This is a genomic window from Pseudaminobacter soli (ex Li et al. 2025), assembly GCF_029892515.1.
GTDB lineage: Bacteria > Pseudomonadota > Alphaproteobacteria > Rhizobiales > Rhizobiaceae > Pseudaminobacter > Pseudaminobacter soli_A.
On record NZ_JARXVF010000011.1, the window covers coordinates 46,173 to 70,775 of the forward strand.

The window sequence follows — 24,603 nt, forward strand, 5'->3', positions numbered from 1 at the left end:
GGAGGATATCTGCGGAGGGAGTGCCATGACAGTCATGCGTTCCGAAGTGCCCCTCGCAGCTGCCAGGACATGGATGGGCTTCGGCCTGATGTGCCTTGGCATGTTCATGGCGATCCTCGACATTCAGGTCGTGGCGACGTCTTTGCCGGCAATTCAGAGCGCTCTTGCAATTGATCCAGAATTGATGAGCTGGATCCAGACGTCGTATCTGATCGCTGAGATCATCGCTATTCCGCTGACGGGATGGCTTATGCGCACGCTGTCCATGCGCTGGTTATTCACCGCCGCAATCGCGCTTTTCACTTTGGCCTCGATCGGGTGCGCTGCAAGCAACAATTTCTCGACGCTTGTTTCGTTTCGCGTTGTGCAGGGCTTCGCCGGCGGAACGCTGATTCCGACAGTATTCGCCGCGGTGTTCATCTTTTTCTCGCCGCGCGAGCAAGGGATTGCAACGACTTTGGCCGGGGTCATGGCTGTGCTCGCACCGACCGTCGGACCAGTGGTTGGCGGCTGGATCACGCAAACCTATTCCTGGCACTGGCTGTTTCTCATCAACGTCGTTCCAGGACTGATCGCCAGCGGCGCCACGCCGTTTCTATTGCCTCGGCACAGAGCGAGTTTCGACGATCGCAAAACAGTCGATGGCTGGTCATTGATGCTGATGGCGCTTGCGCTCGCAAGCCTCATGATCGGACTAAAACAATCGCCGCACGAAGGATGGCTTTCTTCGCTCTGCATTGGCTTGTTTGCCGTTTGCGTCCTCAGCGGCGGCTTCTTTGTCTGGAGAACGTTGCGGGCAGCCGGTCCGATTGTGAAGCTGTCGTTTTTCAGGGATCGATCGTTCGCAATCGGGTGCGTGTTGAGTTTCTGCCTGGGCGTCGGCTTGTTCGGTTCCGTGTATCTCATTCCGGTTTTTCTCGCATTCGTCCGGGGACACGATGCCTTGGAAATCGGATCGATCATGTTGGTGACCGGCGCGGCTCAACTTGCGACGGCACCCGTCGCAGTCGCGCTGGAGCGACGGCTTGATCCGCGGTTGCTGACTGCTTTTGGCTTTGGCTTGTTCGGGCTTGGATTGGGACTGAGCACATTCGAGACGCGCGACACAGACTTTAGCGAGATGTTCTGGCCGCAGATCATTCGCGGTATCGCGATCATGTTTTGTCTGTTGCCGCCGACGCGTCTGGCGTTGGGAGCGCTGTCCGAGACAGACGTGCCGGATGCCAGCGGCCTCTTCAATCTTATGCGAAACCTTGGCGGCGCAATTGGCATCGCGCTCATCGACACGGTTCTCTACGGACGTACCGGTGTACACGCGGATGCCCTTCGATCCCGGCTCTTGGCGGGAGACACGGCCGCCGCCGAGGCAATCGGACTAGACCCGGATTTGTTGGCGAGCGGACTATCGGGTCCGATAACGCCCAGCGCAGAAGCATACGTGCGGCCATTGATCGAGAAGGCTGCCTTTGTCTGGAGCGTCAATGATGCATGGACGATGTTGGCCGCGTTCGCGATGTTGGGGGTACTGCTGGTACCATTCGCCTGGAGCCGGCATCAGCAACGGGGATGACGCAGGGTATGTGCGCACTCGCGCTTCCCGTAGCGATTCCCTAAAGGGTGCAGTAGGGGCGTTACCGGCTTTATCGTTCCGAAATCGCTGACGATCTCGTAGCCAACTCCGTCTTCCAGCGCCTTGCCGACATAAGAATGGCAGAGCGTGTGGTTGTTGGTGACGCAAGTGATAACGCCGAACTATTCCACAATCATCTCAAATCTGCATTTAATATGATACGTCACAACAATAAGACTCGTCTGAAATTCGCATTTACATTAGTCAAAATTTAGAAGTGCCAATTCAAACCTGCGCGCAGCTATCTTGCGCAATATTTTGTCTTGAGGCATGCATTGGGAGTTGCACAGCGGCAACAAGAGACCCGGAGCCAGGCCCCCATGCTAGAGTGGTTCCGGGTCTCAACCCGCTATTGCCCACGCAGCTAGGCAGATCGCGAAAGCGAGAACAAACAAATTGGTCCAAGTCCGCCAGTCGTGCGGACCCCCTCCACAGTTGCGCGACTTCTCGTAACCGTTCATGCCGCCTCCTCTTAGTCAGCCTGATTTATTAGGCCTGCTCGAGGCGGACCTGGATCGCATTGGAGATAGGACGGCCGTGGAAATCGATCAGGGCTCAGGATTTGCCAAATGTCAGCGGCCTTAACGCCCCCTTAACATCGGCGAAACTGTCTTGCTGAGCGCACCCAGGCACAGAAGGGAGGGCAGGGGGCATCTCGTCACGTCCACTAACACCAAGAGCCTACGCGAAGCGCAGCGCCTCGATCGGATCGAGCCGTGCTGCCCGATGGGCCGGATAGACGCCAAACGAAATTCCAACGAACCCCGAAAATCCACAGGCCAAGACAACTGCCCATGCGCTGATCAAGATGGGCCAGCCAGCGCCCCATGCGATTGCGACTGCGGCGGCCCCTCCAAGCACTGCTCCGACAAGCCCTCCCATCAACGCCAAGATCAAGGCTTCGATCAGAAATTGCCATTGGATATCGCGGCGGGTTGCCCCGACAGCCATGCGCAAACCTATTTCACGGGTGCGCTCGGTCACAGAAACCAGCATGATGTTCATGATACTGATGCCACCAACGACCAACGAAACTGATGCCACCGAAATCAGCAGAATGCCGAGGAGCCGCACCGCGGCTCCTCGGGCAGTGAGGACGTCCGCAGGATTCTCGATCCGGAAATCACTGGGAGCATCTCCGCGAATGCGGTGTCGCTGCCGAAGTAGGGTTTCGATCTCTTGTTGCATCTTAGACATGGCGGTCGCATCCGATACCTTGATCGAGATGAAATCCAGCGCTTCGCGGGTCGTGCCACGAACGGCACCGAGTACGCGGCTCTTTGCTGTCAACAGCGGAATGAACACGACGTCATCTTGGCTACGGCCGGCGGCCCCCAACCCCTTTTTGTCAAGCACACCGATGACGGTGAAAGGTACGTTGCCAATCCGGAGCGTACGGCCGACGCCGTCACGCCCGTCGAAGAGTTCCTCGACAATAACCAACCCTACGATGGCTACTTTGGCGCCGGATGCGATCTCCTCGTTTGTGAAGGATCGGCCGTTGGTAACCTGCCACTCTCGAGCCACCAGGTAGTCGGTGTTGATTCCAGCGACCAGCGTCACCCAATTCTTGTTTGCGGCCACGAGCGGCATTGAGCGCGAAAGCAACGGGGCGGCAACTTGCGCGTCGGCCAATTCGCGGTGAATCGCCGCTGCGTCCGCTTCGGTCAGTGTGGGCTGTGTTCCAGATGCGAGCCTCGCCCCGTTGGAATTCTGGGCTCCGGGTAACACCAGTAGGAGATTGGCGCCAAGCGTGCGGATCTTTTCCGACACCTCCGCCTGCGCCCCCGCTCCGACCGAAACCATGCAAACCACGGCTGCTACGCCAACGATGATCCCCAGTACTGTCAAAGCGCTCCGCAGTTTGTTTGCGCCAAGCGCTCGAGTGGCGATTCTCATGCTTTCCAGGGGGCTCATTGCGGGGACTCCGTGAGTGAACTCTGAGTTGATGTCCCTTCGTCCCTAAGGATGCGCCCATCGTGTAGGGTGATCTGCCGTTGTGCGCGATCGGCGACATTGGTGGCATGCGTAACCATGATGATCGTGCGACCATCGAGGTGAAGGCCCTCGAACAACGATAAAATCTCGTCGCTGGTTCGACTGTCGAGCGCTCCCGTCGGCTCGTCGGCCAGGATCAGAGCAGGATCATTCACGATCGCGCGGGCAATGACGACGCGCTGCTGCTCTCCTCCCGAGAGCTGGCTCGGCCAATGGTGGCCGCGGTCGGCAAGGCCTACACGATCGAGCGCATCCTTGGCGATGCGATGTCGCTGTGGGCGAGGAATACCCGCGTAGATCAGGGGCAGTTCGACATTTTCCAGCGCAGTCGCTCGCGGCAGAAGGACAGGCAATTGGAATATGAAGCCGATAGCCTGACGCCTGATGGCGGCGCGTTTGTCCTCGCTCAGTTCGGCAACCGCCTGCCCCTCAAGCACATATTCGCCGGACTCCGGGCGCTCCAAAAGACCCAGGAGGTTTAGCAAGGTTGACTTGCCAGAACCTGAGCGGCCGCGGATCGCAACAAACTCGCCGCGATTGATCAGCAGCGACACATTGGATACCGCCTGAATGATAGTCGCGCCAGAGGGATAGGCTTTCGAGATTCCAATGGTCTGGAGCAGGGGTGACATCTCAGAAACCCAGCCGAATGCCGAAGTAGCCGTTCTGGTTCTGTGAATTGGAAACCCCGATGATCACTTGCTGGCCCTCCGTAAGCGAGCCCTCCAGCAGCTGTGAGCCGTAGTCGTCGCTCGCTCCAAGTCTCACAGCTACCGGGTTCGGCTGTCCGTCACCGTCGATCACCCATACCGTCGCGGAGGCTCCGGGGGAGCTGCTCGGGTGAGCGGGAGCGGGGTCCGCGCCAATTGGTCGAAAGCGCAGCGCTTGGCTGGGAATTTTGAGGATCTCACCGGTATCGCTGACTACAATTTGAAGCTCGGCGGTCATGCCCGGCATCAACAAAAGATCCGGATTGGGGGCGGAGACAATAATCGTGTAGGTAACGACGTTCTGCACCACCTCGGGTGCCTTGCGAATTTGTTGAATCCGCCCGCTGAAGGTTCGATCGGGATAGGCGTCCACTCTGAAGACGGCCGCCTGGCCTACGTGCAATTGTCCAATATCGGCCTCGTCGATCTTGCCGTGGACCTCCATCTGTCGCAGATCGTTCGCGATCTTGAACAGTGTCTTGGCTTCCAAGCTGACGGCGACGGTTTGTCCTGGGTTGACATCCCGGCTGATAATGATCCCGTCAATCGGAGCGCGGACTATGGTATGATCGAGATCAAGTCGCGCCTGGTCGAGAGCCGCCTGCCGCTGCTCAACGACAGCCTGAGAATTTTCGATATCGGCCTCAGCCATCAGCTTTTCTGCTTCGGCCATCGCAATGGCCTGGGCTTTCATCTGGATCTGATCGACAGACGCACGCAGGTCGGCGGCCCCCGCATCACGTAAAGCTCTTGCCTGACTTAGGTCGCGCTCGGTCCCGCTTCCGGTGCGTGCCAGTTGAACCTTTCGCAGGAGGTCTCGCTCCAATTCGTCTTGTCTCGACTTAATTCCCGCCGATTGAGCCCCCGCCAATTCCTTGGCGGTCTGCGCGTTCATCACCGCGACCTTCGCTCTCTCTAACGCGGCCTTTGCTGTTTGGGCGGCAGCCCGCCCGACGCTCAAGGCTGCCTTCGCCTCATTGACACGGGCGGCAAAGATCTCCTGATCGATCTGGGCAATCGGCTGGCCGGCGGTAACGGCATCGTTGAAGTTGACGAACACCTCCGCAATCCGCCCAGAGAGTTGTGAACTGACCTCAACGCTCGCCGCGCTCTCGACGCTGCCGTTGGCCTTCACCAAGGTAGAAATACGGCCGCGCTCGATCGGTGCCGTGATGAAGGTCGAAGCCATGCGTTCCTGGCTGTAGGTATAACCTAAGCCGATTGCCAACGTGCCGAGGAAACCAGCCACAACAACGGAACGCATGCAGCCAACATCCCGTTTCAGCCATCCGGCGTTTTGCCTATGCCATCAATGACGTTGCCACCCGAGCGTGTCGATTGACACAAGCCGATCGCTTCGATCGAGCGCGTAGACGAGCCTACTATGGCATCTGTGAGACGTTCTTGCAGGCAATGTCGTATTGGGAAACCGCATTGGCACTTGCCCCGTTCGTCGTCGTTGGGTTGCCCGGATTTCCGGCATATCCCTTCACTAGCGACTCGTTGAACGCCGCACCATTGGTGCCTGCCGGGTTGCTCGCGGTACCTGCTTTTCCAGGGGTTAAAAGGGCATCGGGACTTACCGTGCACGCCACACCCGCGGACGCGCCGGGTTGGCCCGTAGCAGATGCGGCCTCAGTTAGTAGCAGCACTAGGCAGGTGCCGATGGCGAGAGAGGCGAATAGGTGCTTCATCTTTTCGCTCCTTCCGAAGCTATGTCGCGCGTCGAGCCGGACACGCGAGTGCTGAGAGATAACGTCTCTTTGTTTTCTCCAAGGAAAGTTGTCCGTGGAGCTCAAGGCCTGCGATGATCGCAGGGGATGGACCTCGATGCGATGATCGTGGGGTTGGGCCTCTAGCGGACCTCTTGCATAAACGTAGCGCGAGCCGAAATATTCCCTGGAACAGGAATTTTTTTTAGCCATTTTATTGGAGAGGCCGTGCACGCCAGAGATCGAGGTGCTGGCGCCAAAGCATGCTGGCAATGCTGATCAGCCGAAGGTGAAGGCGAACACCTCCACGCCCGGATCGAGAAACTCGATCTCGAACTCGCGGTCGGCGATCGGGTTCGGCTGTCGGATCAGCTGGTACAGGCGTTTCTCGCTTGCGATGCCGGCGCCTTGTTGGTCGACATCTGTTCCGTGCGCCGCTCCTGGCGGGTTTCCGTCGATCAGCACGCGGAATCTTGCGGAGGCTCCTGGCACCACCGGGCCCATCACGAGGTTAAGATCGCGGGCGTGGAAGCGGTATGCGATCTTTCCGTTGGGCTTGTTCAACAGACCGGCATCTTCCCTCACTGTCCAATCGCCGGATAGGCCCCAACCGTTCAGCGGCAGTTTCGCGGGCAGGTCGTAGACGCCCGGCTTGTCCCTGATCATCTCACCGGCGGAAACGAAATTCTCGGCCTTCTCGTAGCCCACATAGTTTTCCGGAGACATCAGGTTGCGCCAATCGGCAGCCACCTCCAGGCCCTTCGGATCTACCGACACCGGATCGCGGTCGATCCCGGTGGCTCCCGCCTCGGCCAAGAGCTGCTGAATGACCATCTCGGACTGCTCGTATGAACCCTCGCCGAAATAGTGGTGTCTGAGGCGGCCCTGGGCATCGATGAAGTAAAGTGCGGGCCAGTACTCGTTGTTGAAGGCGCGCCATATGACATGTTCGCTGTCAACCGCGACTGGATAGTCGATCTGCATTTCCTTAACGGCCGAGCGCACATCGTCGACGTTTTTCTCGAAAGCGAATTCCGGTGCATGGACGCCGATGACCACCAGTCCCTTGTCCTTGTATTTGTCGGCCCATGCGCGGACATAGGGTAGGGTGCGGCGCCAGTTGACGCAGGTGAAGGTCCAGAAATCGATCAGCACGACCTTGCCGCGCAGATCCGACGCGGTGAGGGCCGGAGAATTGATCCACGCGTTCGCGCGTTCCAATGAAACCAGTTCGGACTGGCCGGCGGCCTGACCGGAGAACAATCCGTGCAGGAACGGGATCCGTAACCCTGCGGCGGGCGGCTCTTGAGGCGCTTTGGTGTCGGCTGCAAAGGCCGCCAGCGGTGCCCCGGTCACCATGACAAGCATCGCGGCCAGCAAGAGGTTGTTTGTCTCCATTGAGGAACTCCTTCTGCTATCGATACCGGTGCGCCTCTTGTTGAAATCGGCGCGCCGAAGGCTCGACTGCGTCAGCGCAGCGGCCGGAAGGCGTTGCGAAGCTCGGAGGAGAACAGCGCCGGCTGCTCCCAGGCCGCGAAGTGGCCGCCCTTGTCGGCTTCGTTGAAGTAGATGAGTTTGGGATACGCCCGCTCTGTCCAGCTCCGCGGGGCCTGATAGTTCTCACCCGGAAACACGGTCACCGCCGCCGGGATGCCGACATTGGCGGCGTTATAAAGGTTGATCTTGTTTTCCCAATAGAGGCGGCTGGACGAGACCCCTGTGTTCGTCAACCAGTAGAGGGTGATGTTGTCGAGCACGTCGTCCCTTGTGATATCGCCAGCGGAGTGACCATTGATCGTGCGCCCGCTCACGGCCGAGGTCATCGCCGCCGCCGGCTGGCCGTATCCGTCACCGTGGTCAAGAAGCCAGGCTGCCAGGTCTACGGGGGAATCCGCCAATCCATACAGCGTTTGTGGGCGTGTACCCATGATTTGCGCGTAGGCGCGACGCTTTGCCAATACGGCACTGATCTGTTGGTATGCGCGTCTTTCGTCGGCTGAGAGACTGTCCGGCGGCGGATCACCGGCCTGGATCGCCTTTGACACGTCGAGGGGAACGGTTCCGGGCAAGTTGACGTGAATGCCAAGCAACTCGGGGGGAGCCTGTTTGCCCATCTCATTGCAGACCGGCGAACCCCAATCGCCACCTTGCGCCACATAACGCTGGTATCCAAGTCGCCGCATGAGCACGATCCACGCGCTTGCGATGCGGGTGGGGTTCCAGCCGGTCGTGGCCGGCTTGCCTGAGAATCCGTAGCCAGGCATCGATGGTACCACCAAGTGGAACGCGTCCGATGGGCTGCTGCCGTGCGCCGTGGGATTGGTCAGTGGATCGATGATCTTCAGCTGCTCGATGACAGAGCCTGGCCATCCATGGGTGACAATGAGCGGCAGCGCATCTTGGTGGACTGAACGAACATGAATAAAATGGATGGGAAGACCATCGATCTCGGTCATGAATTGCGGAAGGGAGTTCAATCTCGCCTCGCACTTGCGCCAATCGTACTCGGCTTGCCAGTACTGTGCGAGCTCCTGAACCATTGCCAGCGGCACGCCTTGAGAATCGTCGGCGACGGTCTCCTTTTCGGGCCAGCGGGTCCCAGCCAAACGACGGCGGAGGTCATCAAGGTCGGCTTCCCGAAAGCTGATCTTGAAGTTGCGGATGCTGTCGTCTGCTGCCCCCTCGCCTGACTGTGTGGGGCTGGCTGCGGAGGGGAGTATCGAGCCGGCAAGGCCGTAGGCGCCGGCGGCAGCCGCTGCAGCGAGCACTTCGCGCCGCGTGGGCGTTATGGATGAGGAAGTCATGGCGTAATCCTCTTGTTCGAGCAATCATTCGCCATGCTCAGGCCGACCTTTCGTGGCGGCCTAGCTGCAATCGGATCAGGCGTCTGGTCGAGCATTGAGCTTCGAGGATCAATCAGCCAAGCGAAAGAATGCCCACGAGTGCAGATCCTAGCGGTGATGGTTATGCCAAACTTGGGTGATAAACCGTTCAGGCGAACCTCGTCGCCCGCAACCTGAAGCCCGACAGTTTCCTATCTTGCTCGAAAAAGCGCCGTCCATTGTTCCAGACATGGCGACAGCGCAGCCTGCCAAAACAATACTACAGAAAATGACTTCGGGACAGAGCGCGTTGATGGGTTTGGTGAGATCAAGTGTCAGGGACAGGCCAGCCTGAAACGCAAAATGGAGCCCCGCGCGGATGCAAAAATACCCGCCCCGGAGACCGAGGCGGGCGGTTTCTGGGAGGCGAAAGGCTCATTCGCAAGGGGAGTTTAGCTCCAGCGGAGCCGCCGGCCAGGCCTTAGATTGGAAGAGCCCGACCCGACGAACCGGATCGGGCTTAGCAATTACCCCGCGACGCAATCAATATCCCGGATCGCAGGTGCCATAGTAGTTGTAGGTGTAGGGGTCGCAGTACAGCGGCACGCCTAGACCGTACCAGCCCCAGCCGAAGCCGCTATTATCGAAGCCGTCGCCTCCGCCCTCATTGAACCCGTTGCGGAAGAAGTGCCGATTACGGGAGAAGCGGCCATCGTGGCGTTCGCCACGGAAGCCTTCACCGCGGAAGCCGTGAAAGCCACCGCCCATGCCATGGAATCCGCCATCGCCATGGAAGCCGCCACCGCCAAAGCCGTGGCCGCCGAAGCCTCCGCCGCCAAAGCTGCCACCGCCGAAGCCGTGCCCACCTCCACCGAAGCCGCCTCCGCCAAAGCCGCCACCGCCGCCAAAGCCTCCGTGTCCGCCTCCGCCGCCGCCGAAGCCGCCACCGCCGCCACCGTGGCCGCCGCCACCGCCACCGCCGTAGCCGCCCCCACCGCCGCCTCCGCCGCCGCGGATCAACTGCAGGCCGCTGCTGAAGCCATCGGAGGACTTGCGCATCAAGACGGCTGACTCAAACCTGCCCTGGCAGGCTGCCGAGGCGCAGGACGGGTTCCATGTATGGTCGTCTGCTGCGGGCTTTGCCGAAACCGTGTTGGAGATGCTCCCTGCAAAAGCAGGTGTGCCGACGAGTGCTCCAATGCTCAGCAATCCCGAACAAGCGAGTGTTGAGAGGTAGTGTCTCATTGTCTTCTCCAAGGGAAATTGTCCGTGGTTCTCAATGCCTTGCGACGATCGCAGGGAGGATGGGCCTCTACGCGATGATCGTGAGGGCTGGCCTTCAATCGGACGTTGCAAGCGAACGCATCGCGAACAGGAAAGTTCCCTGATGCTGAACGTTCTTATGGCACTTCATGGAAGCGCGCTTCCAGAACCTCTGGTCCGGCGATGAAGGCAAGATTAGGCGTCGGACCAACGACATACGCTTCGGTACGCCTCCGATGCGCGAGCATTTGTGATGCGAGCCTCGGCGGCCCTGCACAAAACGTTACCGAATTTGCAGCGCGGGCAATCTAGGCTGAACGCCGAAGTGCTGGCGTGTCTTATGCTGACAGCCATGCGCAGGTCGCGACAACCAGCGTTTCGACACCGGTTTGCAAAGTGGGGTGAAGAACGGGTGCGAATTTGGGGCTGTGGTTCACCGGAATCTCATTGAGCCGGTTTGCCTCTTTCGCCTTCGCGTAGAGTTCTGGATCGGTGCCGCCCACAAACCAGAAGACCGAGGGCACTTGCCATTCGGACCCGAACGATCCGAAATCCTCGCTGGCCGGCGCTGGCCCGGTTTCGCGGACGCGGTCTGCTCCGAAATACGCCCGGAACGCATTTCCGACCCGCTTGCTTGCGGCCCCATCGTTGACGTTGAGCGGATAGCTGTCGAGCGTTGTGATCTCGGGCGGGCGGGGCGCGCCGGAGGCCGCCGCTTCGGCGTTGACGATCCGTTCGATCGCAGCCAGGACACGGGCGCGAACGCCGGCGTCGAACGTCCGGACATTGAGCTTGATGATGGCTTCGTCGGGAATGACATTCTCCTTGGTGCCTGCCTGCAAGACGCCGACAGTCACGACGGCGGCTTCGGCGGCCGCCACCTCGCGCGACACAACGGTTTGAAGGCGCATGACCGTGGATGCGGCCATCACCACAGGGTCGATGCTCGCCTGCGGCATCGAGCCATGCGCGCCGCGTCCGAACATTCGGATCTGAAGACTGTCTGCTGCCGAGGTTATGGGGCCAACGCGCCCGGCGACGGTACCTGATGGTCCCACCATGACGTGCTGGCCGAGGATCACGTCGGGCTTTGGAAAGCGAGTAAACAGGCCATCGGCGATCATGGCCTGTGCGCCTTCCGCCGTTTCTTCCGCAGGCTGGAAGACCGCCATCAATGTGCCGTGCCAGGCTGCTCGCGCGTCGGCGAGCAGCCTGGCAGCACCGGCAAGCCAGGTTACGTGCATATCGTGGCCGCACATGTGCGAGACGGGAACCGTCTTGCCTTCTCGATCGCTGGCCGTGGCCTTGCTGGCATAGTCGAGGCCTGTCGCTTCCTGGATCGGCAGCGCATCCATATCGGCTCGCAGCATGACGGTTGGGCCATCGCCGTTGCGTAGCAGGCCAACCACGCCGGTCTTGCCGACGCCCGTGGTGACTTCATAGCCGGCCGCACGAAGACGGTCAGCCGCAAGACCTGCCGTGCGCGTCTCCTGCATCGACAGCTCCGGGTGTGAATGAATGTTTTTGTAGAGCGACGCCAAATCGGGAAGCATTCCGTCAAGATCACGCAATGCCCGATCGGCAGCCTTCGCTTCGCTTGTACCCATGGACGGCTTCCTGGCGCGCCTCACGTAAAGGGAGCCTTGGCCCGATTATTTCGGAAGACAAGTAACGTTGATTTGAAATCAACCTGACACGCCCTAGTCAGGGAGGTGACCTGACCCGGCATGACCGCAATTGGTCAAGGCACGGCAATGTTGGCGAAACAGCCCTGCCGCCCATCACGCTCGGTTGCGGTGGGCAGTTGAAACGGAAAGTGCGGTCGCTCAATCGTCACTTCTTCAGAAGGTGGCGCTGTGGCAATCCAAATACAGGTCATGACTATTTGCAGTTGCTTCTTTGTGGGTGAATTGTATCCGACTATTTTTCAGCTATGTTAGATTCACATAGATGAGGGGGAATGGCGGCAATGCGGACGGCGCTGTTTGGACTGATGGCATCCCTCTCGCTGTGTGGTCCGGTTGCCGCGGCAGATATAGCCGAGCCAGTTCCGATCGAAGCCGGCGGCTGGAAATACCAACTGACCATTTATGGCTGGGCGACGTCGCTGACGGGCGACGTGGGTATCCGAGATTTGCCGGTCGCCCACGTCGACGTGTCCTTTGCTGATATTCTCAGGCATCTTGACGGCGCGTTCATGGGCTCGATCTACGGGACCAACGGCGAATGGATGTTCCTGGCCGATCTGGTCTGGGCCAAGATCTCGGTCGACGCGACCGGCCCCAACTTCGGTACGGTCGGTTATGGGCAGACCCAGGCCATCGCTTCTGGAATCGTGGGCTATGCGCTTCCGGTCAACGTTCCAAATCTCGATGTGAGTGCGACAGCGGGCATCAGGTATAATTATCTCAAGGCGAACCTGGACGTTTCACCGGCGCAATTTCCGGACATTAGCCGCGAGGGCAAGCGCGACTGGGTCGATCCGACCGTCGGGCTCTTTATGCACTACGATTTCAACGATCGCTGGTTCGCCAATGGTCTGGCCGACGTTGGCGGATTTGGTGCCGGATCGAAAATTTCGGCGCAGGCGTTCGCCGCGGTCGGATACAATTGGAGCGAGAAGATCTCGACCGCGCTCGGCTATCGAGTCCTCTACACCGACTACGACAAGGATAACTTCCTCTATAAGGTGACCCAGTACGGGCCCTATGTTAGTCTCGGCATCCACTTTTGAACGCTGGCTGGAGCAGAGCACAGCGCCAGATTCGGCTAGCACAGTTCGAGGGCATGAACGAGAGCTGGCCCCCCGGTCTCAAGCCTTTTCGTCGAACGCGAAAATCCGCTTCCAATCGTTCTTCATGCTAATAGCGGCCCAACCCTTCTTCTTCGCTTCGTCGTAAAGTGCCTGGCTGAATGTCCCGATCTTGCTGTCCGGGAGCCCTTGCGCGGGGCCGTATGCATACTCTCGCCGACCATCATCGTGCAGAACAAGCATCATGAGTCGCTTGCCGGGCCCGACATCGGTGTACTCAAGCATCTCCCGGTCTCCGACCGAATTTCCGAACGCCGCGATAGGTTTTCGGCCGATCATCAAGTGGATGCTCTCCGGTTTGCCTGCCTTGTCGTCGTTAAGGAGCAGTTTTGGTTCTTTCGTCAGGAACGGCGTGCCGTCCTTACGGTATCCGAACTTCGTGCCGGCTGCGGTCCCAACCACCTGTTCTACCGGTACGCCGTAGACCTGATCGCTATAGACACGCACGAAGTCTTGGCCGCCGCCAGTCACGATGTAGGTCTTGTAGCCATTGCTGCGCAGATACTGCATTACTTCGAGCATTGGCTGATAGATGAGTTCGGTGTAGGGCCGCTTCCAACGCGCGTCCTTGGCCTCTATTAGCCATTTCCTCACCTCGGCTTCAAACTCGTCCACCGACATGCCGGTCAGCGTCGCAACGAGCACTTTTTCAAGCTCGTGCAATGAGAGTTCCGCTATTGCCTGGCGGTTGCCGGAAAGGACCGTCTTGAACGGCTCTACGCTTCTGAGTTTGGGGTTTTGCTCCGCCAAGAACGGCACACGGTCAAGGCAATAGACGACCTGCGAATAGATCGGATGTTCAACCCACATTGTGCCATCTTGGTCGAATGCGGCGATGCGATCTTCAGGGCGCACAAAATTGGCGTTTCCTTGGTCAGTCGTGTCCCGGACGAAATCGAGGATCGCTTGTTTGGCGGGACCATCATTCCATGAGGCAAGCGGCTCGTTCGATGTCGTTTGCGCTTGGATAGCTGAAGAGAGCAGCGTCCCTGAGAGCGTGGGAAGCAGCGCAATGCCGGAAATCACGACGCGGCGGTTGATGTCGAAGGACAAATGCTTGGACTTCATCTTCGGCCTCCAAGGGTTCTCAAGCCCCTCAAACCGTCAACGCAGCCGGGCCAACGGCACCGGCTGCGTTGACATTCTGTGGAGCAGGGCGCTTAGCCGCCACCGCCGCCGATATGCGGCTCCTTCTGCTCCATCAACTGCTGCTTCAGCAGCGGAACAGGATTGTCGGGATGCTGAAGGTTGGGCACCAGGTCATTCGATGCGCCGCCGACATAGCGCCTGATGCTGGGGTACTGCATGATCGACTTATCGAAATCGATGACCACCGGATAGATCAGCGACAGGGCCCAGCCGTTGTCCTCACCTGAGAAACGACCCGGCGAAGTCGTCAGCACGCGCGCGGGAGCCGCACCGTTGAAGACCATGTCGTATTTCTCATAGGGGTCCATGGTTAGGTTATAGAGGGCACCGATCGATCCCAGATTGGCAGTCGCGCCAAGCCAGGAGTCCTTCGCGGTCCAAAGGTATTTCCAGGCGATGTTGACCCATGGCTCCTTGGGATCGTCGCCGATATCTACACGTGCGCCCAGGAATTCCTCGCCATCGATATAGACCCATGATCTGCGCGCGGAATGCTGAGCCTTTCCGAGGATGTAGGCGCTGTTGTCGATGCTATCGAAGTAGATCGGCTTGCCGTCATTGCCGACCCAGTCGTGTGGGGGCAGAGTGAGGCCCACCAGCGTGGCCAGCGTTGCCCAGCAATCGATGTGCGACATCATTTCGTTGTACTGGACGCCGGCCGGAACATGACCAGGCCACCACATGATCCCAGGCACGCGCCAACCGCCTTCGAATGCCGATCCCTTTTCGCCGCGGAAGGGCGTTGTTCCGGCATCCGGATAGGCATCGAGCCAGGCACCGTTGTCGGCGGTCACGATAACGATCGTGTTGGGTGCCTCGGCCCGGATGGCGTCCATGATCCGGCCGATGTCGGTATCCATTTCCAACAGTGAATCTGAATAGTTGCCGAGCTTTGTCCGGCCCCTGAACTCTGGTGCCGGGTTCGTCGGGTTGTGCATCTTGATGAAGTTGACGTCCATGAAGAAGGGCTTGTCGCCCTTGGCATGCTGTTTGATGTAGTCGACAGCCGAGTTGGTTTGCCGGACGTCGAACGCGGCAAGCGAGTCGTACGTTATCGTGCCGACCATCCTGGCCTGCTGGCCTGCGGTTCCTTCCCATTCGCCCAGATTGACGACGTCGTCGTACATCTTGTTGAATTCCCGATTGTAGGATGGGAACCAGGGATGGAACGTGCTGTCTGTGTCACTATAGGCGTATACGCCGGCATAATAGGCCGCGAAGTGCTTCATTTCGTCGAAGCCATGTTCGGTCGGATAGGCGTCAGGCTTGTCGCCCAGATGCCATTTGCCGGAGAAATAGGTGGAGTAGCCATTCTTCTGGAAGAATTCCGCGATTGTCGGCGTCTCCTTGCGGATACGGTTTTCATCGCCGGGGGCAACCACGATCGAAAGCGCCGAGCGGATCGGGATGCGGCCGGTGATGAAGGAGGCGCGGCCGGCCGTGCAGCTTGCCTGCCCATACCAATTGGTGAAGACAGCGCCTTCCTTGGCGATCTTATCGACGCTTGGTGTCGGATGGCCGAGGCCAGCACCGCCTCCGGAATAAGCGCCGAAATCACTCCAGCCGGTGTCGTCGGTCATCAGCATGACGATGTTGGGGCGCCTTTCCTGTGCTTGCGCTAGACTTGAGAGCCCAGGCAAGCAGACCATGAATGCCCCGGCCGCCAGCACGCCAAGTGATCGCGACATGACCGTTGCTGAGAAGATTTCAATGCTCTTTCGTAGAATTGGATGGGAAAGTCCTGCAGAAGCGCTCGAGCCACATGACACTCTGTCGACCGCATCGGTTGGCTCGCTATGGTGGGCTTGTCCTGGCTTGTCTTGCATTGCACGCTCCTTCGATTGAGATCACCAATTCGAGTTGGCAGACATGCTCCCTCTCCTGGGCACTCCCTATTTCGATCGGAATTGCGCGATTGTCGCGCTCTCTTGAGCTCCCTGATTGGCTCAATGCATGCGAGGCCGCTTCGTCAGCCATTCGAGCCAGATGTTAAAATTGGTAACGGCAACAACAGCGAGTAATTAGGGTGGCTCCGACGAAGAGGAATAGTGCTGATCGCCTTGCGGAGCCGCTATTTTCTTCTTTGAGGACATCGTCCGTAGGGCTCATGATCGCATACTGGATTGACAACATACGCACTAAACAGGCTGACACGCATGTCGGGAATTTTACGATGGCCAGTTTTCGGAGATGAGAAGCAGGGCTGCGAAACTTCTGCCAGATGATCGTCGCGCAGCGTTGGGTGGAAATAGAGTTGGCCGGTTTCGGGGCTAGTTCCCATGACACAGGGAACCGGTCGCGCACGCTGTCAATGAAGAAGCCGCGTGGCGGGCGCACGGAGCCACGGCAACCAACTGGCGAGGCGGTAGTATGGTCGTAGTGTCATGGGGAGTTCTGCACTGTGGCTGTCTGCTCACCTTTTCGTGCTTTCGCAAAGCCGCGATCGGTAGCGATGAAACGTTCCAACATCGGCACGATCAGCCGGACCGGATCAGTGGCGGGTTGGTTGCTGTCGCGATCGAGGATATCCGCATAGGTCTTGAGGTCGCGGTGAAGGGACGCCGGAAGCTCCAGCGTCACCTTCACGGGCTTGTCGTCGGCGATCGGGCCGAGTTTCAGCTTGGTGGTCATGGCGTTCCTCCTCCATAGGGTTCAAGCACTAAGTCACGAGTGACGATGACGCGGACCGGGAAGCCGGCACGGATGGTGAGTGTCGGGGCGATGTCGAGCTGGTGGCGGATGATTTGCTGAGCGGCGTCGTTTATCGTGTCCTGGGCTCCGTTGCGGATAGCGCGCAGCAAACGGTCTTCGTCGTTGGTCGCGAGTTCTGTACCCACGCTAAGCAGGGTCGAGAGGCCGGTGGCCTTGGCCAGTTCCCACCAGTGGAAATCGACACCATCTTGCAGGCCCGCATAGCCTTCGGCATCGGCGCCGGGCTGGCGTTCGAGCACGATGGATCGGCCGTCCGGGAAGATAAGCCGGTTCCAGACAAGCAGGATGCGACGCTGCCCGAAGCCGACATCGTTGCTGTATTGACCGATGACGCGCGTTCCTTGGGGCACGAGCAGGAGGCGTCCCGTCGGGCTGTCATAGGTGTTTTCGGTGACCTGCGCGGTGATCTGTCCGGGAAGATCCGAGCGAATGCCGGTGATCAGCGCCGCCGAAATGACTGCGCCTGCCTGAAGCACATAGGGCGATACTGGAGCCGCGACGCGATCCGGCGAGACCGTGTGTTTATCGGGCATGGCATCGAGGAAGGCATTCTGCCGTTCGATGGCCGTCGGCGTTGATGGCTGCGGACCGAGACCGAGAGCAGTGAGATCCGACATCGACTGATTGGTGGAGATTGTCTGCGTGGTGGCAGGGGTGTCGCTCGTCACTGGGCGCGTTGCGGTTGGCGCAAAGAGCTTGGCCGTGCGCGCGGATTCCATCTCCTGCTGCCGATGCTGTTCCTCGGCCGTCAAACCCTGATCGGGCGTCGTGATCACAGGTGACTGTACGGCGTTCTGTGCATTGAGGATTGGCCCGCCTAGATCCCCGGGTAGGGGCGGACCGAGAATGGGACCAGTATAGTCACGAGGCAGTCCTGCGATCCCATCGGCGATGGCGCGGCCGTCCGTCGAGATCAGCTCCTCAGGTTTTCCGGCATTGCGGGTCTGGAGTGCATAGATCAGCACTCCGCCGAGACCTGCGCCGACGATGAGGCCGAGACCGGCCAGCACCTTGCGAGAGATCCGGGTCACCCGCGGCGGCTCCGGGCGAAGCCGCATCGCGGGTTCGCCGATGAGTGGCGAAGCACCGTCCGAGGACGGCGCTTCCTTTTCCTTTCCGAGATCGATCTCGTTCATCTCGCCGGCCTTCCGTCGGTGCGCACGATACGGATGCGCTTCTGGCGATCACCTGAGCCGAAGCGCAGTTCGGCGGCTGCGAAGAGCCGGTCGACGATCATGTGATGGCCGCGCACGCGATAGTTCACGAGCTCGGAGGTCTTGCCTTCAGGGCCGACGATGAAGAGCGGCGGCATTTCGCCCTGGCCGATGCCGCGCGGAAATTCGATGAAGACCTGGCGACCATCGTCAAACGCTCGCAGCGGCCGCCATGGTGCGCGGTCGCCGTTGATTGCGTAGCGGAAATTGACGTTGGCGAGATCAACGCCCGTCGATATCGGCTGCATGGCTTCGGCCTGCGCGTTCTGGCGACGAAGTGCAATGAGCTGGTCCTGCGGATACTGCCACGAAACGGAAGCCATGTAGGTCTTCTCGGTCGAGCGCAGCTCCATATGGTAGGTACGCAGATCGGTGTTGATCACGAGGTTGGTCGTCAGTTCCGGCCGCGTGGGCTTCACCAGAATGTGGATCTGTTTCGTAGCGCCAGAGCCGCTCTCCGTATCGCCAATGATCCAGCGAACGGTGTCACCGGCGGCGACTGGACCGGAACCGACGAGCTGTTCCCCGGGCTGCAACGCGATGTCGGTGATCTGGCCGACGGCGGTATAGACTTGATAGAGCGCGCCCTGCGTGAAGGAATAAACCTGCATCGAATTGATGAAGCCGTTGCGAACCGGCTGGACGCGGGCAGCGGCATTGGCCTGGCTGACGCGAGCCGTGGGATTGCTCGGCTCGGCGTCCTGTCGCTGCGTCTCAACGGGCTTCATCTGACCTGGCAACGGGAGCGGCTTCGGCAGTTCGATGACACGGACAGGCGCGGGCGGATCGACTGTTTGAACGGCGGGGGCAGCATTGTCGTATTCAATGTCCGGCGGCAGGTTCGTTTTCGCGCATCCGGTCAGGGCCGACGCCGCGAGCAGCAAAAGCGACACGGAGATTTTGCGGGGAGCCGGCCTGCTGGCTTCGCGGAAGGCGGGCGTCATTGTCCAAGCTCCTTCGACCAGTTGATGGCGTTGACGTAAATTCCGAGTGGATTGGCCCGGAGCTTTTCGGCGTTGTTCGGTGCCTGCACGACGACAGTGAGAATGGCGGTCCAACGGGAGGTCTCGACGAGCGAGCCGTCCTGATAGCGGCGCTCTGTCCAGGCGACGCGGAAGCTACTGGGTGAGGCGCGGATGACGCTTGAGACGTCGACGGCAATCTGTTGCTTGCCGACCTTCGTGAAGGGATTGTTGGCGCGGGCGTAGTCGTTAAGCGCCATGGCGCCCGCAGTCGTCGTGAAATCATAGGCGTGCAGCCAGTTTTGGCGGACAATGATCGCGTCGGCCGGGATCGAGCGGACCTGTTCGATGAAGTGGGCGAGATGCCAAGCGACTTGCGGATCGGTCGGCTGATAGTCGGCGACGGCCGGGGAGATGGCCTGCGCCTGTCCGAGGCGATCGATCTGAACGACCCAAGGAACGACGGTGCCGCGTGTAGACTGCCACATAAGCGCAGAGGCAAAACCACTGGCAAGAATAAGGCAGCCGAAAGCCATATAGCGCCAATTCTTGGCCTGCACTCGCGCGGAACCGATGCGCTCGTCCCATGCTTGGCCGGCGCGTTGATAGGGTGTCTCTGGCTCAGGCGTCGTTCCGTAGCGCGTCGATGGTCGTCGAAAGATGTTCATCGATCAGTTCCCCTCTGAGAGATTGATGGAAGAACCGCCGCCATGGCTGTCGCCGGAGCGGATGGCGTGGGCGCCGGTCTGGACGCCGTGGGAGATACGATGGGAGCGCTGCAGGCGCTTGGCCCAATCGGGCTGGCCCTTGGCTGCGTCGCTGAGCGAGGCGTCGTTGCTGGCCTCGGCAGCACCGCCGACTGTGCTCATGGTCGATGAACCGCCTGTGGTCTCGAAGGCGGACTTGACGCCCGAATCTGCGCTTGATCTCAGGGAAGCACCGGCGCGGAAAAAGGCGCGCTTGAGTGGTGAGGCGGCCGCGGACGCCCCTGTGCGCGCCACACCGCCCATGCCAAAGGCAATGCCGGCAGGGCCGGACTGACCAGCTGAGCCGAGCGTGTAGGCGGCTGACGCACCACCTGCGAGCGATGCCCCACCGCGGGCGGTCGCCGCGACACCCGAGGCGGCGGCTATACTCCCGCGCGCAGCAAGTCCGGCAGCTCCGCCAGCGGCGAACACCATGCCGCCAGCAGCAAGCCCAGTACCCACGGCCGCGCCCGCGCCCAGCTGAGGACCGCCAGAGACAAGGCCGTTGGCAATGCTGGGGCCGAAAATGCCAAGGCCGAGAAGGGAGAGCGCGGCGAGCACAATCGCCATTGCCTGATCGATAGTCGGTTTCTCGCTGCCGAAACCGGTCGTGAATTGGCTAAATAGCGTCGAGCCGATGCCGATGATGACGGCCAGGACTAGCACCTTGATACCGGCGGAGATGACGTTGCCAAGCACCCTCTCCGCCATGAAGGCGGACTTGCCAAAGAGGCCGAAGGGGATGAGCACGAAGCCTGCAAGCGTCGACAGCTTGAACTCGATCAGCGTGACGAAAAGTTGCACGGCCAGGATGAAGAAGGCGAGTATTACAAGCGCCCAGGCGAAGAGCAGGCAGGCGATCTGGACGAAGTTCTCGAAGAAGGAGATCCAGCCCATAAGACCGGAAATGGAATCGAGCAGCGGGCGCCCAGCATCGAGGCCGGTCTGAGCGACCTTGCCGGGCCGCAGTAGATCTTGCACGGAAAACCCTGTGCCACTTGCCTTCAGGCCGAGGCCGGAAAAGCTCTCGAAGACGATGCGGGAGAGGTTGTTCCAGTTGGAGATGAGATAGGCGAAGACGCCGACGAACAGCGTTTTCTTGACGAGCCGGGCGAGGATGTCGTCGTCGGCGCCCCAGCTCCAGAAGAGGGCAGCGAGAGTTACATCGATGACGATCAGCGTCGTTGCGATGAAGGCCACTTCACCGCTAAGGAGCCCGAAGCCGGAATCGATGTAGCGCGTGAACGTAGCGAGGAACTGGTCGATGACGCCGGTGCTGCCCATGACTACTGTACCCCCGGCGTCGGTGCTGTGAGAGACCGGGGCGCAACGGGCTTGGACGAAGTGGCGGCCGGCGGTGTTTTGAGCCCGAGGAAGCGGTCGCGCTGTTCGGCCCACAGACGCATGCATTCACGGTCTCGCAGAGCTGCTTCGCCGAGACCCTGACAGCGGCGAAGACCCTCTCGCAGCGGGCTCAGCGCGGTAGGCGCGATCACCTTCGGTTCCGTGACCTCCGGTTCTTCTTTCCTATTCATCTCCACCGCGGTCGCCGTGACGGCGACTGCGACGAAGACGATGGCGACAATGCGGGCGAGGGTTTGACCGTCCATCGTCATGCCCTCACTGATTGAACATCGTGACGTCGCTTGGTTGATAGCCGGAGCCGGGCGTCAGGAAGCGACGTCGCTGTTCGCGGCCCTGTTCGGCGGCTGCGGCGCGCTCGGCCTCGGTCAGCGCCTGGGCACGGCCCGCCGCCGCGACGACGGCCGTGAGGTCAGCGAGCTGCTGCGCCTGAAGGGCGAGAAGCTGGTTGCCAGCCTGGGTCGCCTGGAGAGCGCCGGTCGCGCCCTGGCTCTGGCCGATCAGCGCCGACATTTGCGCGCGGTTGGCCTCGATGTTGCCGACGACGCCGGCCTGCACGCGCATGGCGTCCTGCAAGCCACCGACCGTGTTCTGCCAGCGCGAGCGCGCGTCGGCGACAAGCTGCTGATCGGAGGTGGATAGCGAGATGTTCTTGTAGGACTGTTGGAAGGCGCGATCGATCTGTTGAACGTCGTAGGCGATGTTCTGCGCCTGCTGCAAAAGCTGCTGCGTCTTCTGGACGGACTGCTGTATCTGCTGGAGAGCGGAAAAGGGCAGGTTCGCGAGGTTGCGCGCCTGGTTGATAAGCATCTGCGCTTCGTTCTGAAGCGAGGTGACCTGATGCGTGATCTGCTCGAGCGAACGAGCGGCGGTCAACACATTCTGGGCATAGTTCGACGGGTCGAAGACGAATAGTGCGTGGGCTGGTGTGACCATGACCGGCATAGCCGCGGTCAGCGCGATGAACATCGTGGCGGCCATCAGGGCGGCGCGCATGCGGGGACGATGGCGGAACGTCATGACAAGATCTCCTGTTCGGTAGGGGGTGGAATGCCGGGCGCTTGGATACAGGCCGGCGCGACATTGGTGAGGTTCGGGATTAGATCTGCGGCCCAAGCGAGCTCACGGGCGCGCAGCCATTCGGCGAGGAAGCCGTTCGTACCGGTACGGGCATGGACTTGGCCGATTAGTGTCTGATCTTGCTTGGAGGAGGCCGCGCAGAACGCGAGCGCGACTTCGGACAGGCCGAGCTCGAAGAGCCGATTGCCGCGACGAGATTGGCAGTAGTAGTCACGCTTTGGCGTGGCCCGGGCCAGAATCTCGATCTGCCGATCGTTGAGGCCAAAGCGGCGGTAGATTGCCGTGATCTGCGGCTCGAGCGCGCGTTCGTTTGGTAGCAGTAGCCGCGTATGGCAGCTTTCGACGATTGCGGGCGCAATCGCCGAACCATCGATGTCGGACAGCGACTGCGTGGCGAAGATGACGCTGGCGTTCTTCTTGCGCAGCGTCTTCAGCCATTCTCGGATTTGGCCGGAAAAGCCGTCATCGTCGAGCGCAAGCCAGCCTTCGTCTATGATGATGAGCGTCGGCGAGCCGTCTAGCCGGTCCTCTATGCGGTGGAAGAGGTACGCAAGGACGGCGGGGGCGGCGCCAGTGCCTACCAGACCCTCGGTTTCGAAGGCTTGGACCGAAGCGGCGCCGAGACGCTCGAATTCTGCGTCGAGCAGGCGGCCATATGGACCGCCGACGCAATAGGGGCGAAGCGCCTGTTTCAGATCGTTCGATTGGAGCAGGACAGCGAGGCCGGTGATTGTGCGCTCGAGGACTGGGGCGCTGGCGAGAGACGTCAGCGCCGACCAGAGATGTTCCTTTACCTCCGGCGTGATCTTCACGTTCTCACGTGTGAGGATCGAGACCACCCAGCCGGCGGCCCAGGCGCGCTCCGGGATATGATGGATGCGCGCGAGTGGCTGGAGCTGGACGGCTTCGCTGACGTCTCCATTTAATCCGCCGCCAAGATCGTGCCAGTCGCCGCCCATGGCGAGCGTCGCGGCGCGGATCGAGCCGCCAAAATCGAAGGCGAAGATCTGGGAGCTGACATAGCGGCGGAACTGGAGCGCCATCAGCGCGAGCAGCACGGACTTGCCCGCACCCGTCGGGCCGACAATCAGCGTGTGGCCGACGTCACCGACGTGCAATGAGAGCCGGAACGGGGTCGACCCTTCGGTCTTGCCGAACAACAGAGGTGGAGCCGCAAAGTGCTCGTCCCGTTCCGGCCCCGCCCACACCGCCGAAAGCGGAACCATGTGGGCGAGATTGATGGTGGAGATCGGCGGTTGCCGGACATTTGCGTAGACATGACCGGGCAAGGAGCCAAGCCAGGCGTCGACCGCGTTGATGGTTTCGACCATCGAGGTGAAATCGCGACCCTGGATGACCTTCTCGGCAAGCCGCAGCTTCTCGTCGGCGGTGCGCGGATCGGCATCCCAGACGGTCAGCGTGGCGGTCACGTAAGCCTGACCGGCGTAATCGGCGCCAAGCTCCTGAAGGGCGAGATCCGCGTCCGCCGCTTTGTTGGCGGCGTCGGTGTCGACCAAAGCGGACGCTTCGTTGGTCATAACCTCCTTGAGGATCGCCGCGATCGATTTGCGCTTGGCGAACCACTGGCGGCGGATCTTTGTCATCAGGCGGGTTGCGTCGATCTTGTCGAGCAGGATGGCCCTCGTCGACCAGCGATACGGAAAGGCCAGACGGTTGAGCTCGTCGAGAACCCCCGGCGTTGTGGCGGTCGGAAAGCCGACGATGGTGAGAATGCGAAGATGCTGATCGCCGAGGCGCGGCTCCAGTCCGCCGGTCAACGACTGATCGGCGAGCAGCGAGTCGAGATGCATTGGCGTTTCGGGAACGCGGACGCGATGGCGTTTGGTCGAAACGCAGGCATGTAAAAAGGTCAGCGTCTCGGCGTCATTGAGCCAGGCGCAATCGGGCATGAAGCCCTCGACGAGCTGCAGCACGCGGTCTGTGCGGTCGATGAAGTTGGCGACGATTTCATGCGGATCGACGCCGGGTTCGGTCTTGCCTTCGTAGAGCCAGGCCTCAGCGCGGGCGGCGTCCTCGGTCGGAGGGAGATATGTGAAGGACAGGAAGTAGCTGGACTCGTAATGCGCGCCGGCCTCTTCGAAGCCGGCCTTCCGTTCCGCATCGACGAGCGCGGAGGCGGCATCGGCGAACGTGCTCTCCGGATAGGAGCTGGCGGCGTGGCGCTGCGCTTCGACGAAGATCGCCCAGCCGGAGCCGAGACGACGGAAGGCATTGTTGAGACGGCCAGCAACGGCAACGAGTTCTGCAGCAACGGCGCTGTCGAGGTCGGGGCCGCGGAAGCGGGCTGTGCGCTGGAGGCTGCCGTCCTTATTGAGGACGATGCCTTGGCGCACCAGCGCTGCCCAGGGCAGGAAGTCCGATAGGCGGGCATTGCGGTTGCGATATTCGGCAAGGTTCATCATGGCTGCCA

General features: G+C 60.5%; 19 protein-coding genes. 2 read left to right on the forward strand and 17 right to left on the reverse strand.

The features are described from left to right. Positions 1-34 precede the first annotated feature (34 nt). Complete coding sequence (locus M2281_RS26925; RefSeq protein WP_280824359.1) at positions 35-1,570, forward strand: DHA2 family efflux MFS transporter permease subunit; 1,536 nt, start codon at positions 35-37, stop codon at positions 1,568-1,570. A 741-nt stretch (positions 1,571-2,311) separates the two neighbouring features. On the opposite strand, the gene M2281_RS26930 is transcribed toward M2281_RS26925, so the two are convergent. The 7 genes from M2281_RS26930 to M2281_RS26960 form a co-directional block, all read right to left on the reverse strand. Further along, positions 2,312-3,547 (reverse strand): ABC transporter permease, encoded by a 1,236-nt coding sequence (locus M2281_RS26930; protein WP_280824283.1) that lies wholly within the window; start codon positions 3,545-3,547, stop codon positions 2,312-2,314. After that, positions 3,544-4,260: an ABC transporter ATP-binding protein gene (locus M2281_RS26935; RefSeq protein ID WP_280824284.1), complete on the reverse strand. Its 717-nt coding sequence runs from the start codon at positions 4,258-4,260 to the stop codon at positions 3,544-3,546. Before M2281_RS26935 ends, M2281_RS26930 begins: the two co-directional genes overlap by 4 nt. A gap of 1 nt (position 4,261) precedes the next feature. Then, entirely contained in the window at positions 4,262-5,602 is a 1,341-nt protein-coding gene (locus tag M2281_RS26940; protein WP_280824285.1) for an efflux RND transporter periplasmic adaptor subunit, read from the reverse strand. Positions 5,603-6,329: 727 nt separating this feature from the next. Further along, positions 6,330-7,448 carry a redoxin domain-containing protein gene (locus M2281_RS26945; protein WP_280824286.1) on the reverse strand — a complete coding sequence of 373 codons (1,119 nt, stop codon included), beginning with the start codon at positions 7,446-7,448 and terminating at the stop codon, positions 6,330-6,332. Between the two features lie 71 nt (positions 7,449-7,519). Then, a complete protein-coding gene (locus M2281_RS26950) occupies positions 7,520-8,854 on the reverse strand; it encodes an epoxide hydrolase family protein (protein WP_280824287.1) in 1,335 nt (444 codons plus the stop codon). Between the two features lie 561 nt (positions 8,855-9,415). Next, positions 9,416-10,117 carry a hypothetical protein gene (locus tag M2281_RS26955; protein ID WP_280824288.1) on the reverse strand — a complete coding sequence of 234 codons (702 nt, stop codon included), beginning with the start codon at positions 10,115-10,117 and terminating at the stop codon, positions 9,416-9,418. A 356-nt stretch (positions 10,118-10,473) separates the two neighbouring features. Continuing rightward, entirely contained in the window at positions 10,474-11,742 is a 1,269-nt protein-coding gene (locus tag M2281_RS26960) for a M20 family metallopeptidase (RefSeq protein WP_280824289.1), read from the reverse strand. 362 nt (positions 11,743-12,104) lie between these two features. Here M2281_RS26960 and M2281_RS26965 point away from each other — a divergent pair, with 362 nt between their 5' ends. Beyond that, positions 12,105-12,869, forward strand: a complete 765-nt coding sequence (locus tag M2281_RS26965; protein ID WP_280824290.1) for a hypothetical protein — start codon at positions 12,105-12,107, stop codon at positions 12,867-12,869. Between the two features lie 78 nt (positions 12,870-12,947). Here M2281_RS26965 and M2281_RS26970 read toward each other — a convergent pair whose 3' ends face one another. From M2281_RS26970 to trbE, 10 genes are all read right to left on the reverse strand, one after another. Then, a complete protein-coding gene (locus M2281_RS26970; RefSeq protein ID WP_280824291.1) occupies positions 12,948-14,015 on the reverse strand; it encodes an HAD family hydrolase in 1,068 nt (355 codons plus the stop codon). 92 nt (positions 14,016-14,107) lie between these two features. Beyond that, on the reverse strand, positions 14,108-15,784 hold the full coding sequence (locus M2281_RS26975; RefSeq protein ID WP_280824292.1) for an arylsulfatase: 1,677 nt from the start codon (positions 15,782-15,784) through the stop codon (positions 14,108-14,110). 694 nt (positions 15,785-16,478) lie between these two features. Further along, entirely contained in the window at positions 16,479-16,727 is a 249-nt protein-coding gene (locus M2281_RS26980; protein WP_280824293.1) for a DUF2274 domain-containing protein, read from the reverse strand. Beyond that, positions 16,724-17,944 (reverse strand): TrbI/VirB10 family protein, encoded by a 1,221-nt coding sequence (locus M2281_RS26985; RefSeq protein ID WP_280824294.1) that lies wholly within the window; start codon positions 17,942-17,944, stop codon positions 16,724-16,726. Before M2281_RS26985 ends, M2281_RS26980 begins: the two co-directional genes overlap by 4 nt. Next, entirely contained in the window at positions 17,941-18,966 is a 1,026-nt protein-coding gene (trbG, locus tag M2281_RS26990) for a P-type conjugative transfer protein TrbG (protein ID WP_280824295.1), read from the reverse strand. Before trbG ends, M2281_RS26985 begins: the two co-directional genes overlap by 4 nt. Further along, positions 18,963-19,652: a conjugal transfer protein TrbF gene (gene trbF / locus M2281_RS26995; protein WP_280824296.1), complete on the reverse strand. Its 690-nt coding sequence runs from the start codon at positions 19,650-19,652 to the stop codon at positions 18,963-18,965. Before trbF ends, trbG begins: the two co-directional genes overlap by 4 nt. A 3-nt stretch (positions 19,653-19,655) precedes the next feature. Continuing rightward, positions 19,656-21,014, reverse strand: a complete 1,359-nt coding sequence (trbL, locus tag M2281_RS27000) for a P-type conjugative transfer protein TrbL (protein WP_280824297.1) — start codon at positions 21,012-21,014, stop codon at positions 19,656-19,658. 2 nt (positions 21,015-21,016) lie between these two features. Then, a complete protein-coding gene (gene trbK-alt / locus M2281_RS27005; RefSeq protein WP_425537813.1) occupies positions 21,017-21,346 on the reverse strand; it encodes a putative entry exclusion protein TrbK-alt in 330 nt (109 codons plus the stop codon). Between the two features lie 4 nt (positions 21,347-21,350). Further along, positions 21,351-22,112, reverse strand: coding sequence for a P-type conjugative transfer protein TrbJ (trbJ, locus tag M2281_RS27010; protein WP_280824298.1), 762 nt, complete (start codon positions 22,110-22,112; stop codon positions 21,351-21,353). Next, positions 22,109-24,595 (reverse strand): conjugal transfer protein TrbE, encoded by a 2,487-nt coding sequence (gene trbE, locus M2281_RS27015; protein ID WP_280824299.1) that lies wholly within the window; start codon positions 24,593-24,595, stop codon positions 22,109-22,111. Before trbE ends, trbJ begins: the two co-directional genes overlap by 4 nt. Positions 24,596-24,603 lie beyond the last annotated feature (8 nt).